Origin of the sequence: Streptomyces sp. NPDC007991 (assembly GCF_042958445.1) — a bacterium.
Taxonomy (GTDB): Bacteria; Actinomycetota; Actinomycetes; order Streptomycetales; family Streptomycetaceae; genus Streptomyces.
In genome coordinates, this window is record NZ_JBIBJD010000011.1 from 197,378 (window position 1) to 210,799 (window position 13,422).

Consider the following 13,422-nt stretch of genomic DNA (forward strand, 5'->3'; position numbering starts at 1 on the left):
ACGCTTACAAGCGGGGACCCAGGGCAATACGTAACGGTATGTCGAGCCGCGGCCAGGAGGCTGGAGCATGAGCATCTGGTGGTCACTCCATCTGCGGCGCGAAGCTGCGAGCGTGCCGCTCGCCAGGCGCCTTCTGATCGGCACGATGGAGACCGCGGGAGTCGATCCCGATATCTCCTACGACCTCTCCGTCGCCCTCAGCGAGGCCTGCGCGAACGCCGTGGAGCACGGCGGGGACACGGCACCAGGCGGCCCCGGTTCGGAGGCGTACCGGGTCACGGCGTACCTCGACGGCGAGAAGTGCCGGATCGAGGTCGCCGACGCGGGCCCGGGATTCCCCGTGGGGTCCGCCGGCCGGTCCCGCCCGCCGATCCGGCCCGCGCACGCCGACGCGGAGAACGGCAGAGGGCTGTGTCTCATCGAGCAGCTCGCCGACCATGTCCACATCGGCAACAAGCCGGGCCGGGGCGGGGCTGTGGTGAGCTTCGACAAGGTCCTCAAGTGGCGCGAGGACGCCGCGCCGCTGATGGCGGTCTGACCTCTGCCGACGCCCGATCGGCGAGGAGGCGGTGTTTCACGTGAAACACCGCCCTCCACCCTTCCATCCCCCTACAGCGCATCCCAGTCCAGCGTCGTACGCGCCAGCTCCGCCACCTGCGTGAGCAGCGCCAGCCGGGCCGCGCGGACCGCCGGGTCGGGGTCCATCACCAGCACCTCGTCGAAGAAGGCGCCGATCGCTTCGACCAGCGGGGCACAGACCTCGATCAGCGCTCCGAGGTCGTCCTCACGGCCATGCAGGGCCTGGCGTACGGCGTCGGCGCTCGCGGCGAGACGCAGTTCGGCGGGCGCGGTCAGCAGGGACAGGTCCGCCGCCTCGACACCGCCCTCGGGAAGGATGCGCACGACCCGCTGGAACGCGGCAGCGAGTGCCTCGAACGCCTCCGTGCCGATGTGCCGCTCCAGCGTGGCCAGGGTGCGGTCGCCGTGGGAGGGCCGGTCGGCCCACACCAGGACGGCTTGAACGAGCCGGTGCTCGTGCCCGGCGTCCGTGAGCTGCTGCTCGTAGCGCCGGGTGATCAGCTCGGCGGCCTCGGCGACCCGCTCGGCGGGCACCTCGACGCCCTGCGCGGCGTACCGCACGGCCGCCGCGCGCAGCCCTTCACTCACCCGCACCCCGGCCACGGCGGGAAGACTCCGCAGCACGTTCAGCAGCCCGATCGCGGCCCGGCGCACCCCGTACGGATCGGAGCTGCCGGTCGGCGCGGCCCCGATCACGAACATGCCCGTCACCAGGTCGAACCGGTCGGCAAGTGACAGCACGGCACCCGCGTCCCCCGCCGGCAGGGCGCCGCCGGCGGAGCGCGGCAGCTCCATCTCGGCCAGGGCCCGCGCGACCTCGGCGGGCTCACCGGCCCGGCGCGCGTACTCCTCGGCCATCACCCCGGCCAGGCCGGAGAACTCGATCACCATCTGCGACGCCAGGTCGAACTTGGCCAGCGCACCGGCGCGCCGGACGACGTCCACCGTCTCCTCGGGCAGCCCGGCGCGTCCGGCCAGGTCCAGGGCGAGGGAGGCGAGCCGGTCGGCACGGTCGGCGACCGTACCGAGCCGGTCCTCGAAGGTCAGCTTGTCCAGCCGGCGCCGGAACTCCTCCGGCGGCACCTTCAGATCCGCCCGCCAGAAGAACGCGGCGTCCTCGTAACGGGCCCGCAGCACGGCTTCGTTGCCCGCCCGCACCACGTCGTCGTCGCACAGGGCGTTGGCGAAGGTGACGAAGTGCGGCATCAGCCGCTCGCCGTCCAGCACCGGCAGATAGCGCTGGTGCTTGCGCATCACCGTGGTCAGGACACTCGCGGGCAGTTCCAGGTAGCGCTCGTCGAACGACCCCCGCACGGCGTACGGGAACTCCAGGATGTCGGTGATCTCGTCGATCAGATCGGCCTGACCCGCCACGTCGATCCGCCCGCCCACCTCGGCGGCCGCCTCCAGGGCACCGCGGACCACCGCACCGCGCCGGGCGTCCCGGTCGAGCAGGATGCCGTGCATGTGCAGGAAGTGCGGATAGCCCTCGGCGGAGGTCACCCGGACCTCCGGGTAAGGGGCCTGGCGCTGCACCCGCGTGGTGTCGCTCGCGGCCAGCGAGGAGACCACCACGGGCAGGGGAGTACGGCCCAGCAGTGCGAGCAGCCAGCGCACGGGCCGTGAGAAGGACAGACCCGGGTCGCTCCACCGCATGTTGCGGCCGGCGCGCAGCCCCGACACGACCTCGGCCAGCAGATCGCTGAGCACCTCGACGGCCGGGCGGCCCTCCTCATGCCGGGTGAGGGCCACGTACTCGACACCCTTGACGTCGATGATCCGCACGTCGGCCGGCTGGGCTCCCTGACTGCGGGCGAAGCCCAGCAGGGCGGGTGTCGGGGCGCCGTCCTTGAAGGCGGCGGCGACCTTGGGGCCGCGCACGGTCCGCATGGTGTCCCGCTCGCGTGGCTGCACACCGTCGACGGTGATCACGATCCTGCGGGGCGTGGCCATCACGGTGATCGCGCCGTGCCCCAGCCGGGTCGCGGCCAGCTTGGCGGTGACCGACTCGCGCACCGCCTCGGTGGTGGCGGGGACGTCGGCGTACGGCAGTTCCTCCACGCCGATCTCGAACAGCAGTGTCTCGACGTCGGGCACCTTGGGCAGCGCGGCCCGCTGGGCCGGGGCCGGCGCGGCCGCCACCCCCAGCGGATGCTCCAGGGCCGCCCGCCGGCGCTCCCACAGCTTGGCCGACTCGTGCGTCAGGCCGCGCATCAGCGCGAACGCCTTGGCCCGCTCGGTGGTGCTGATCGCACCGCGCGCGTCGAGCACGTTGAAGGTGTGGCTGCACTTGAGCACGTACGTGTACGCCGGGACCGGCAGCTCCAGGTCGAGCAGGCGCCGGGCCTCGGACGCGTACGCCTCGAACAGCCGGTGGTTGGTGTCGAGATCGGCGTCGTCGAGGTAGTAGCGGCTCATCTCGTACTCGTTCTGCCCGAACACCTCCCCGTACGTGATGCCCGGCGCGTAGACGATGTCCTTGAAGTGGGACACGCCCTGAAGGTTCATCAGGATGCGTTCGAGGCCGTACGTGATCTCCACCGACACCGGGTCCAGGGCGACACCGCCGACCTGCTGGAAGTAGGTGAACTGGGTGATCTCCATGCCGTCCAGCCAGACCTCCCAGCCGAGCCCCCAGGCCCCGAGCGCGGGCGAGGCCCAGTTGTCCTCGACGAACCGCACGTCGTGCGCGCCGAGGTCGACACCGAGCGCCTTCAGACTGCCCAGGTACAGCTCCTGCGGGTTGCCCGGGTCGGGCTTGAGGATGACCTGGAACTGGGTGTGGGTCTGGAGCCGGTTGGGGTTCTCGCCGTAGCGCGAGTCGTCCGGCCGCACGCTCGGCTCGACGTAGGCGACGCTCCACGGCTCGGGACCGAGCACCCGCAGTGCCGTGGCCGGGTTGGCCGTACCCGCGCCGACCTCGGTGTTCAACGGCTGCGTGATCATGCAGCCGTTGTCGCTCCAGTACTTCTGCAGGGTGAGGATGGCGTCCTGCATGGTCAGCGCCGTCTGGACGTTCTTCATGGTGATCGCGCCTGTTCCCCGAGTCGGACCGGCAAGGTCGGCCATGATCTCACACGCCAAGCACCGTTGACCTGCGGTTTTTTACGACCGGAGATGCCCTGTGGTCTTCAGGTGCGCGAGGAACCGGGCGACCGGCCCCCGCACACCCGCACCCGGAACTCAGCCCTTGACGGACGCCATCCACGCCTCGACCTCGTCCGCCCGACGAGGCAACGCCGCACTCAGGTTCCGGTTGCCGTCCCGCGTCACCAGGATGTCGTCCTCGATCCGCACACCGATGCCCCGGTACTCCTCCGGCACCGTCAGATCGTCGGCCTGGAAGTACAGCCCCGGCTCGACGGTCAGGCACATCCCCGGCTCCAGCACACCGTCGACATACGTCTCGGTCCGCGCGGCAGCGCAGTCGTGCACGTCCATACCGAGCATGTGCCCGGTCCCGTGCAGCGTCCACCGCCGCTGAAGCCCCAGCTCCAGCACCCGCTCCACCGGCCCTTCGACCAGCCCCCACCCGACCAGCTTCTCGGCCAGCACCCGCTGCGCGGCGTCGTGGAAGTCCCGGTACTTCGCCCCCGGCCGCACCGCCGCGATCCCGGCCTCCTGGGCCTCGTACACGGCGTCGTAGATCTTGCGCTGGATCTCGCTGAACCGCCCGTTGACGGGCAGCGTGCGCGTCACGTCGGCGGTGTAGTACGTGTGCGTCTCCACCCCCGCGTCGAGCAGCAGCAGATCGCCCGACCGCACGGGCCCGTCGTTGCGCACCCAGTGCAGCGTGCAGGCGTGCGGCCCGGCGGCGGCGATCGTGCCGTAGCCGATGTCGTTGCCCTCCACCCGCGCGCGGAGGAAGAACGTGCCCTCGATGTACCGTTCGGAGGTCGCCTCGGCCTTGTCGAGGACCTTCACCACGTCCTCGAAACCGCGCACGGTGGAGTCGACGGCCTTCTGCAGCTCGCCGATCTCGAAGTCGTCCTTGACCAGCCGCGCCTCGGAGAGGAAGACCCGCAGCTCCTCGTCGCGCTCGGCGGTGACCTTGTCGGTCAGCGCTGCCTCGATGCCGGCGTCGTACCCGCGCACGACCCGCACCGGGCCCGTGGCCTCGCGCAGTGCCCCGGCCAGCTCGCGCACGTCGGAGGCGGGGATGCCGTACAGCTGCTCCGCCTCGGTGAGGGAGTGCCGGCGGCCGACCCACAGCTCGCCCTGGCCGTCCAGCCAGAACTCGCCGTTCTCCCGGTTCGAACGCGGCAGGAGGTAGATCGTCGCCTCGTGGCCCTCGCCCTTGGGCTCCAGGACCAGGACGCCGTCCTCGGTCTGGTTGCCCGTGAGGTAGGCGTACTCGACGGAGGCGCGGAAGGCGTATTCGGTGTCGTTCGAGCGGGTCTTCAGATTGCCCGCGGGGATCACCAGCCGCTCGCCCGGGAAGCGCGCGGACAGCGCGGCCCGGCGGGCGGCGGCCTGGGCGGCCTGGGGGATGGGCTGGAGATCACGCAGCTCGGTGTCGGCCCAGCCGCTCTTCATGTTCTCGGCAAGCTCGTCGGACACGCCGGGGTACAGTCCGTTCTTCCGCTGCTTGATCGGCTCTTCTTCGGCAGTCTCCGGGGTGTCCGAAGGCTCTTCTGCCACGGCGGTCATCCTCCTCGATACGGCGCTGGACCGCCCTCCACTCTACGGCGGCCAGGAAGCGGTCTCAGGGCGATGACGAGGAGCGTTACTCGAACCGCACCGCCAGCAGGACGACGTCCTCCGCACCATCGGCCGCGTCCAGCCCGTCCGGCAGCACGCTCCGCAGGACATGGTCGGCGAGGGCGCCGGGGTCGCACCGCAGGGCCCGGGGCGCTCCGGCCGCCGCCGCGTGCAGCCGGGCGAAGGCGCGGTCGGTGGTCTCGCCGGTGCGGTGCAGCAGCCCGTCGGTGTACAGCAGGACCGTCTCCCCGGGCTCGGCGAGGATCTCCACGCTCGGTGCCTCCCAGCAGGCGAGCATGCCCAGCGGGGCGGAGACCGACGTCTCCACGAACTCGGTGCGGCGCTGTCCGATCAGCAGCGGCGGACTGTGCCCGGCACCGGCCAGCGTGATCTTGCGGGCGGCCGGTTCGCAGTAGCCGAACAGGGCGGTGGCCGAGCGGGCCGGCTCGGTCAGCCGCAGCAGCAGCTCCAGGTCGGACAGAACGGCGACCGGGTCCTCCCCCTCCATCACGGCGTAGGCGCGCAGGGATGCCCGCAGCCGTCCCATCGCTGCGACCGCGCTGGGCCCCGCCCCGGTGACGGACCCGACGGCGAGGCCGAGGGCGGCGTCGGGCAGCGGCAGCGCGTCGTACCAGTCGCCGCCGCCGCGCGGGCCGGTGCGGTGCCGGGCGGCGAGCTGGACACCGGCCACCCGCGGCAGCCGCGCGGGCAGCAGTTCCTCCGACATGGTCGCCATGGCCGCGCGCGTGCGCTCCAGTTCCAGCAGCCGGGCGAGGTGCTCGGCGGCGTACCGGAGGTACAGGCCGACGAGGTGGCGCTGCCGTTCGACCGGTTCGGCGGGTTCGTCGTAGAGCCACGCGACGGCACCGAGGCGGTCGGGGGAACCGGGGGAATCGGGGGATCCGGCGGACTCGGGGGTCAGGGGGAGGGCGTAACTGGCGGCGTAGCCGAGGCGGGCCGCGACCTCGCGGTGGCGGGGGTCGAGCCCCTCCTCGGCGAACAGGTCGGGTTCGGCGATGCCGTCCTCGCCGCCGGGCAGTCCGTCGAGGATCCGGCCGTAGGACAGGGCGCTGCGGGGCACGGTCTCGATGTGGCCGAGGTCGGCGCGGGCCAGGCCCAGGCCGATGGTGGTGTCCGGGCCGAGTCCGTCGACGGGTTCCAGGACGACGAGGCCGCGACGGGCCCCCACCAGGGCGGCGCCGGCCCGCAGCAGTTCCTGGAGCGCTTCGTCGAGCGCGCAGGTGCGGGTCAGGCGCTCGGTCAGCTCATGGAGGGTGGTGAGGTCGGAGACCCAGCCGGCGAGACGGTCCTGGAGTACCGCGCCCGGTGGGACCGGAGGGTTTGGCGGCGCAGCGGGGGAGGGACCCCCCGCGACGGGCGCGACAGTGTGTGCGGGTGCCGGAACCGTTGAATCGATTCCAGCCACTTTCGGAGGGTGCGGAGCGTTCATGGCGTTCGGCTTTCCGACCAGCGCGTACTGCTCAAAAGCATCGCAAACCCCCATGTCATTCTGCGCCGCTAGCAGTGTCTCCACATGTACACGCACTCGTAAGGAGATGTCCAGCATTGTCCTGCTGGGATTCCTGGTGTCCATGAGACTTGAGGGGACAACTCTCCTTCCTCTTGCGGAAATGTAAAGTTGGCTTAAAACTGCCTCAAGGGACGGCCTATTGCGGTCGACTGGGCTTGCTCGACGGAGCGTCACAACGGTCGCGATGGGTACGTACTCGGTGAAGGCCAGGGGTGGTTGCGAACTACCCGGAACCTGGTGACGGACCCGGGCGTCCTATCCACCGACGACCGTGCCCCATCCTCCCGTGGCGGAGGCGGAGAGAAATACGCGCGACGGCAAACGCCATACTTCGCCACCCCTACGCCAGGCTCGTGCTTTTGATGGACGCAGTATGGGCGGGACGGCCGCGGAGGCAGTCAAAGCTCGACCCATAGGGGTTCCCCTTGCGCACGGCAGGGGTGTGATGCGCCAACAGGTACGCACAGTGAAGTGATCGACACATGATGTGATCTGGACCACGGTGTTGCCGGCGTGCAACGGAAAGGAACGAGCGCTCATGCGCGAGATCCTCGGAAGGCGACGCAGGCTCCTGTCCCAGCGCAGCGACGGGAGGCCTGAGCTGATCGGCGCGGCCCTGACCTACGCGACGGAATGGCAGTGGCCCGTACTCCCGGGCGTGGCGGCGGACCCCGAGGGGCGCAACCGCTGCGGTTGCCCTGACCCCGAGTGCACGGTGCCCGGCGCGCACCCCTTCGACCCCGGCCTCCTCGCGGCCACCACCGACGGGCGCATGGTCCGCTGGTGGTGGAGCAACCGGCCGACGGCGCCGATCGTCCTGGCCACCGGCGGCAAAGCCCCCTGCGCGGTCTCCCTGCCGGCGCTGCCGGCCGCCCGCGCCCTCGAAGCGCTCGACCGCTCCGGGCTGCGGCTCGGCCCGGTCGTCGCCTCCCCCAGCCGGTGGGCGATCCTCGTGAAGCCGTACTCCATGGAGCAGCTCGGGGAACTGCTCTACGCCAAGGACTTCGTGCCCGGCTCCCTCCGCTTCCACGGCGAGGGCGGCTACCTGGCGCTGCCGCCGTCCGAGACGGGCCAGGGCGAGATCCGCTGGGAGCGGGCGCCGCTGCCCGGCTCGGCCTCGCCGTGGGTGCCCGATGTGGAGGCCGTGGTGGACGCCGTGGTCGAGGCCCTCACTCGTACGGGTGTGAGCGCGCCCGAGTTCTAGGGCTGTCGGGCGCGCCGAGCGCGGGTTTTGGCCCGGGGCGTTATGTTCCGGGGCCATGCCGCGTCATTCCCGGGGCCGTCCCCGGGACCTCAGAAAGTTCCGTTTTCTCGCCCTCGCGGGTGTCGTGGCGGCGTGCGCGGTCGCACTGCCGCTGGCAGTGGCGTCCGCGCGGTCCCCGGGCTCGCCGGATTCCCACGGGTCGGGCGATACGGCACACGCCGGGGGCTCGGCGGACAACGCCGGTGTGCGTTCCTCCCCGCGGTCCGCAGCCGGCACGGCGCCTTCCGCCCTGGCCGGCCTTCCCGCCCTCGGCCCGGGCCTGTCGACCGCGGCGCGCTGCGGTCCCGAACTCTCCTCCCCCGAGGGCGTGGAGGCGCAGACCTGTGTCGTGGCGCAGGCCTCGGACACCTGGGCGCGGACCTACTACCGCAACGCGACCGGCGAGGCGCTGGACGCCGTACTGAGCCTGATGGGGCCCGGCGCCCGGACCGTGCGGATCACCTGCGCGGTGGGTGCCGAGGACGAGCCGGGGACCTGTGAGACACCCCGCGAGCCCGCACGCGCGGATCTGACGGCGTACACGGCGGTCACGGAGTTCGCCCGGCGGGCCGGCCAGGGGCCGCTGCTGCTGCGCTCGGGAAGCAACTCACCCATGGTGACGGGCAGTTGAGGAGAGGATGCGATCGGTGAACGGCCGCGCGCATGAAAAGACCCGGTTGCTGGCGACGGGGGATGCACCAGCAACCGGGCTACAGGAACGGTAACAAGAGATCGGCGGTTCGCAAATTCGATCTCGCCCTTTCCGGTCACCGATCGGCTTGTCCCGGCCGGGAGTTGTGAAGGGCGTCACCTGTCCGGAATGCGAGGGTCCGGCCGGCCGTCCGAGCGGCCGGACCGGACCATTTGACGAGCCGTCAGCTGAGCGTGACCTGCCGGTTGGTGAGACCGCCCCGCGCGCGGCGCTCGTCCGCGGTGAGCGGCGCGTCCGCGGCCAGGGCGGCGGCGAGGCGCTCGGCGAACTCGGCAGCCGGCTTCTCCACGTCCTCGGCCTTGACGCCGCTCGGCAGGTCCCAGACCGGCACGGTGAGCCCGTGAGCGCGGAAGGAACCCACCAGACGGGTGCCCTCGCCCAGGCTCGACCGGCCCGCGGCGTGCAGCCGCGCGAGAGCGTCCAGAAGCTGCTCCTCGGGGTGGGGCATGACCCACCGCAAATGGTTCTTCTCGGGTGTCTCGCACCAGTACGCGGCGTCCACGCCCTGGAGCTTGACGGTCGGGATCGCCGCGGCGTTGGCCCGCTCCAGGGAGGCGGTCACCTCCGGTGTGGCGTTCTCCTGGTCCGGCACCCAGAACTCGAAGCCGCTGTGCACTTCTGGCTCGAACGCGCCCTCCGGGTCGAGCAGATCCTGCAGCCGCGGTCCGTCGGCCGGGGCGCGGCGGCCCTGCACCGGGGTGCCGGGCTCGGCTTCCAGGGCCCGCTGGAGGATGTCGGCGAGGTCGCGGCTGAGGTCGCCCGACGAGGTGTCGTTCTGCAGGCCGAGCAGGACCGAGCCGTCGTCGCGGCGCAGGGCGGGCCAGGCCATCGGCAGGACCGTGGCCAGCGTGACCGCCGGGACGCCCTCGGGGAGGCCGTCCTTGAGCGTCAGCCCGGCCGTGGCCGCAGGGACCAGCTCGCGCAGGGCCACCCAGTCGCACTCGCCGGGCAGGCCCTCGAAGGGGCGGTGCACCAGCTCGGTCACGGCGTGGGCCGCGGCCCGGCCGTGACAGGCCTTGTAGCGGCGCCCGCTGCCGCAGGGGCACGGCTCACGAGCGCCGACGACCGGGATCTCTCCGTCGGTGATCTGCGGGCGCTTGGCCTTCGTCTGGGGTCGCTTCTTGGCCATCGATGGGTCTCCCGGTTACGGCTCGTCTCGTACGGTCGCGAGCCTAGCCGTTCGGGCCTCGGGGGACGGGGTCCTGTGGACAACGCGAGTCTGTGGACAACACGGGTCTGTGACAACGAGGGTCAGTGGACAGCGCAGGTGACGCAGGTGTGGCGTCCGGGCGGGCCGGCGCCGGGTCAGTCCATGTCCTCGAAGGCGTCCGCGAAGTCCAGTCCGGCTATCTGGGACACCGCCGGGGCCGTGACCCGCGTCGCGAAGTCGTCGCGGCGGTGGCCGGCGTCCGGGTCGTACACGTCGGCGTGCACGACGACCCACACGGTGACCTCGCCGCGGATGTCGTCCCGGACACCCCAGTCGTCGGCCAGCGCGGTGATGATGTTCAGCCCGCGGCCGCCGTGTGCCGTGACCGACGGGGTCGCGGGGGCGGGGCGGGTCGGGCCGCCGCCGTCCGTGACCTCGACGATGAGCCGGCCGGACGGGTCCACGCGCCACGCGGCACGGACGTCACCGTCGCCGGAGAACGCGTCGCCCAAGGGCCTGCCGTGTTTGCACGCGTTGCTCAAAAGTTCGGAAAGGATCAGTACGGCGTCGTCGATGACCGATTCCGCTACGCCACCTCTGCGCAACTGCGCACGCATACGGTGTCTCGCTTCCCCCACGCCCGCAGGGCCATGGGGTACGGCCATGCTCGACGACGTGGGCACCTCCTGTGCCACCACCAACGCCACCCCCGAGACCTCCTTCGCCCCACGCCACGGTGTGGATGCCCCATTGGCCTGTACCGGAAACCGGCCAATCCGCGTCCGGTGACGCATTCACCACGACCGAATACGGATCGAACGCGCCGGAGCACTCCCTGTCATCGTGTGGCTGGATTTCATCGGTATGGCCGAGACGTGAGGATCCCGCCCATGAAGGGATGAGGTCAAGAGGTGTGCGTGGGTCTGGTGGGACTTGTGGGGTCTGGCGGACCTCAGCGGCCGAGTTGGTCGAGCACCGCGCGCGGGCGGTTGGTGATGATGGCGTCGACGCCCAGGTCCACGCAGAGGTCCACGTCCTCGGGCTCGTTCACGGTCCACACGTGCACCTGGTGGCCGGCCCGCTTCAGGCGCTCCACGTAGAGCGGGTGGCTGCGCACGATCCGCAGGGACGGCCCCGCTACCGGCACGCCCGGGGGCAGCCGTCCGTCGCGCAGCCGGGGTGAGACGAACTGCATCAGGTAGACCGTCGGCAGGGTCGGCGAGGCGGCACGCACGCGGTGCAGCGAGCGGGCCGAGAAGCTCATGACCCGCACCGGGGACTGGTCGGCGGCGGCCGGGGCGTCGAGGCCGAACCGCTTCAGCAGGACCAGCAGCCGCTCCTCGACCTGTCCCGCCCAGCGTGTCGGGTGCTTGGTCTCAATGGCCAGTTCCACCCGGCGTCCGGCGTCGGCGACGAGTTCGAGCAGCCGCTCCAGCGTGAGGACGGACGTCGCCTCGCGGTCCTCCGGGCGGTGCTCCCAGTCGGGGTCCTCGTCGCGCCCCTTGTAGGCCTCGCCCGCCTTCCAGGAGCCGAAGTCCAGGGCGGCGAGATCGGCGAGCTCCAGGGCGGAGACCGCGCCGCGGCCGTTGGACGTACGGTTGATCCGGCGGTCGTGCACGCACACCAGGTGGCCGTCGGCGGTGAGGCGCACATCGCATTCGAGGGCGTCCGCGCCGTCCTCGATCGCCTTGGTGTACGCGGCCAGGGTGTGTTCCGGGGCGTCCTCGGAGGCCCCGCGGTGGGCGACGACTTTGATCACATGCTGTCCTGCGTGAGTCACCGCGTCATGGTGCCACCGCGCGCGGGTACGCGTCTGGTCGGACGGACCCGGCGGATTCACAGGTCCGGACGGAGGCATTGGAATTGCGTCCTTTTAGTCGGCAATGACCTATATAAAGAATGGCCCCGGACCCACAGCCACCGCTTATGGTGCTCTGACGGCCAGTGGGAAAAGCTGACGGCATACAAAGGGACAAGCACAGCTGTATCGCGCCGGACCGTCGCCAGCGTGAAAAAGCGTGACCGAGTGCGACCCAGGAAACAGCCGTGGATCGAGGAGAGAACCTGTGAGCACCGAGAACGAGGGCACCGCGGTACCCCCCGCCCCGTCCGCACCCCCCGTGCCGGTGGACGCTCCCGCTGCTCCGGCGCCCGAGGGGCAGGCCCAGGGGCCGGGACCCTACGGACAGGACTCCCGGGAACAGTCCGCCCCCAGCCAGGGCGCTCCTGGTGACGCCGCGCATCACGGCGTCTCCTCCTCCGCCCCCGACCCCTCCTGGCCCCCGCCCCCGCCGCCCACCTCCCCGTACGGCGACGGCGGTTCCGGTTCCGGCGGCGGCTGGGGTTCCTCGTACCAGCAGCCGGCGCCGAAGTCCGGCCGTGGCCGCGGTGGTCTGGTCGCCGCGCTCCTGGTGGCCGCGCTGGTCGCGGGCGGTCTCGGCGGCGGTCTCGGCTACACGCTGGCGAAGAACAACGACGACACCAGCGGCTCGACGACGGTGTCCGCCTCCAGCAGCGGCGGCGACGTCAAGCGCGACCCGGGCACGGTCGCGGGCGTGGCCGCCAGGGCGCTGCCGAGCACGGTCACGATCGAGGCCGAGAGCAACAGCGGTGAGGGCGGCACGGGCACGGGCTTCGTCTTCGACAAGCAGGGCCACATCGTCACCAACAACCACGTCGTGGCAGGAGCGGTGGACGGCGGCAAGCTCACCGCGACGTTCCCGAGCGGCAAGAAGTACGACGCCCAGGTGGTCGGGCACGCGCAGGGCTACGACGTGGCGGTCATCAAGCTCAAGAACGCCCCGTCCGACCTGAAGCCGCTCACCCTCGGCGACTCGGACAAGGTGGCCGTCGGCGACGCGACCATCGCGATCGGCGCCCCCTTCGGCCTGTCCGACACGGTGACGACGGGCATCATCAGCGCCAAGAACCGCCCGGTCGCCTCCAGCGACGGCAGCGGCAGCCAGGCGTCGTACATGAGCGCCCTGCAGACCGACGCCTCGATCAACCCGGGCAACTCGGGCGGTCCGCTGCTGGACGCGCAGGGCAACGTCATCGGCATCAACTCCGCGATCCAGTCCACCGGCAACGGCGGCTTCGGCACCGGCCAGTCCGGCTCGATCGGCCTGGGCTTCGCCATCCCGATCAACCAGGCCGAGTACGTCGCCCAGGAGCTGATCAAGACCGGCAAGCCGGTGTACGCGAAGATCGGCGCGTCCGTCTCCCTGGAGGACTCCTCGGGCGGCGCGCAGATCTCCAAGGAGGGCGCGGGCGGCACCGCCTCACCGGTCGAGCCCGGCGGCCCGGCCGCCAAGGCCGGCCTCAAGCCCGGCGACGTCATCACCAAGCTCGACGACCGGGTGATCGACTCCGGCCCCACCCTGATCGGCGAGATCTGGACCCACAAGCCCGGCGACAAGGTCACGATCACCTACGAGCGCGACGGCAAGCAGCACACGGTCGACGTGACCCTGGGCTCGCGCGTCGGCGACAACTGACCCGCGGGC

10 protein-coding genes are annotated in these 13,422 nt (G+C 71.4%); 4 read left to right on the plus strand and 6 right to left on the minus strand.

Annotated features, from left to right (window positions below; genetic code table 11):
- Positions 1-67: 67 nt before the first annotated feature.
- The gene (locus ACFZDA_RS30120; protein WP_391087695.1) at positions 68-538 is read left to right on the plus strand and encodes an ATP-binding protein; all 471 of its coding nucleotides are present in this window, start codon (positions 68-70) and stop codon (positions 536-538) included.
- 71 nt (positions 539-609) lie between these two features.
- Here ACFZDA_RS30120 and ACFZDA_RS30125 read toward each other — a convergent pair whose 3' ends face one another.
- The 3 genes from ACFZDA_RS30125 to ACFZDA_RS30135 all read right to left on the minus strand — a co-directional run bounded on the left by ACFZDA_RS30125 (position 610) and on the right by ACFZDA_RS30135 (position 6,847).
- Positions 610-3,603 (minus strand): glycine--tRNA ligase, encoded by a 2,994-nt coding sequence (locus ACFZDA_RS30125; RefSeq protein ID WP_391087698.1) that lies wholly within the window; start codon positions 3,601-3,603, stop codon positions 610-612.
- A 159-nt stretch (positions 3,604-3,762) separates the two neighbouring features.
- Entirely contained in the window at positions 3,763-5,229 is a 1,467-nt protein-coding gene (locus tag ACFZDA_RS30130; RefSeq protein ID WP_391087701.1) for an aminopeptidase P N-terminal domain-containing protein, read from the minus strand.
- 76 nt (positions 5,230-5,305) lie between these two features.
- On the minus strand, positions 5,306-6,847 hold the full coding sequence (locus ACFZDA_RS30135) for a SpoIIE family protein phosphatase (RefSeq protein ID WP_391088103.1): 1,542 nt from the start codon (positions 6,845-6,847) through the stop codon (positions 5,306-5,308).
- A 502-nt stretch (positions 6,848-7,349) separates the two neighbouring features.
- On the opposite strand from ACFZDA_RS30135, the gene ACFZDA_RS30140 reads away from it, so the two are divergent.
- Entirely contained in the window at positions 7,350-8,015 is a 666-nt protein-coding gene (locus tag ACFZDA_RS30140) for a bifunctional DNA primase/polymerase (RefSeq protein ID WP_391087704.1), read from the plus strand.
- Positions 8,016-8,070: 55 nt separating this feature from the next.
- Positions 8,071-8,685, plus strand: coding sequence for a hypothetical protein (locus ACFZDA_RS30145; protein WP_391087706.1), 615 nt, complete (start codon positions 8,071-8,073; stop codon positions 8,683-8,685).
- 244 nt (positions 8,686-8,929) lie between these two features.
- On the opposite strand, the gene ACFZDA_RS30150 is transcribed toward ACFZDA_RS30145, so the two are convergent.
- The 3 genes from ACFZDA_RS30150 to ACFZDA_RS30160 form a co-directional block, all read right to left on the minus strand.
- Positions 8,930-9,895, minus strand: a complete 966-nt coding sequence (locus ACFZDA_RS30150) for a DUF5926 family protein (protein WP_391087709.1) — start codon at positions 9,893-9,895, stop codon at positions 8,930-8,932.
- A gap of 176 nt (positions 9,896-10,071) precedes the next feature.
- Positions 10,072-10,710 carry an ATP-binding protein gene (locus tag ACFZDA_RS30155; RefSeq protein ID WP_391087712.1) on the minus strand — a complete coding sequence of 213 codons (639 nt, stop codon included), beginning with the start codon at positions 10,708-10,710 and terminating at the stop codon, positions 10,072-10,074.
- Positions 10,711-10,868: 158 nt separating this feature from the next.
- Positions 10,869-11,696, minus strand: coding sequence for a glycerophosphodiester phosphodiesterase family protein (locus tag ACFZDA_RS30160; RefSeq protein WP_391087715.1), 828 nt, complete (start codon positions 11,694-11,696; stop codon positions 10,869-10,871).
- Between the two features lie 286 nt (positions 11,697-11,982).
- Between ACFZDA_RS30160 and ACFZDA_RS30165 the strand changes: the two genes are divergently transcribed.
- Positions 11,983-13,413, plus strand: coding sequence for a trypsin-like peptidase domain-containing protein (locus ACFZDA_RS30165; RefSeq protein WP_391087718.1), 1,431 nt, complete (start codon positions 11,983-11,985; stop codon positions 13,411-13,413).
- Positions 13,414-13,422 lie beyond the last annotated feature (9 nt).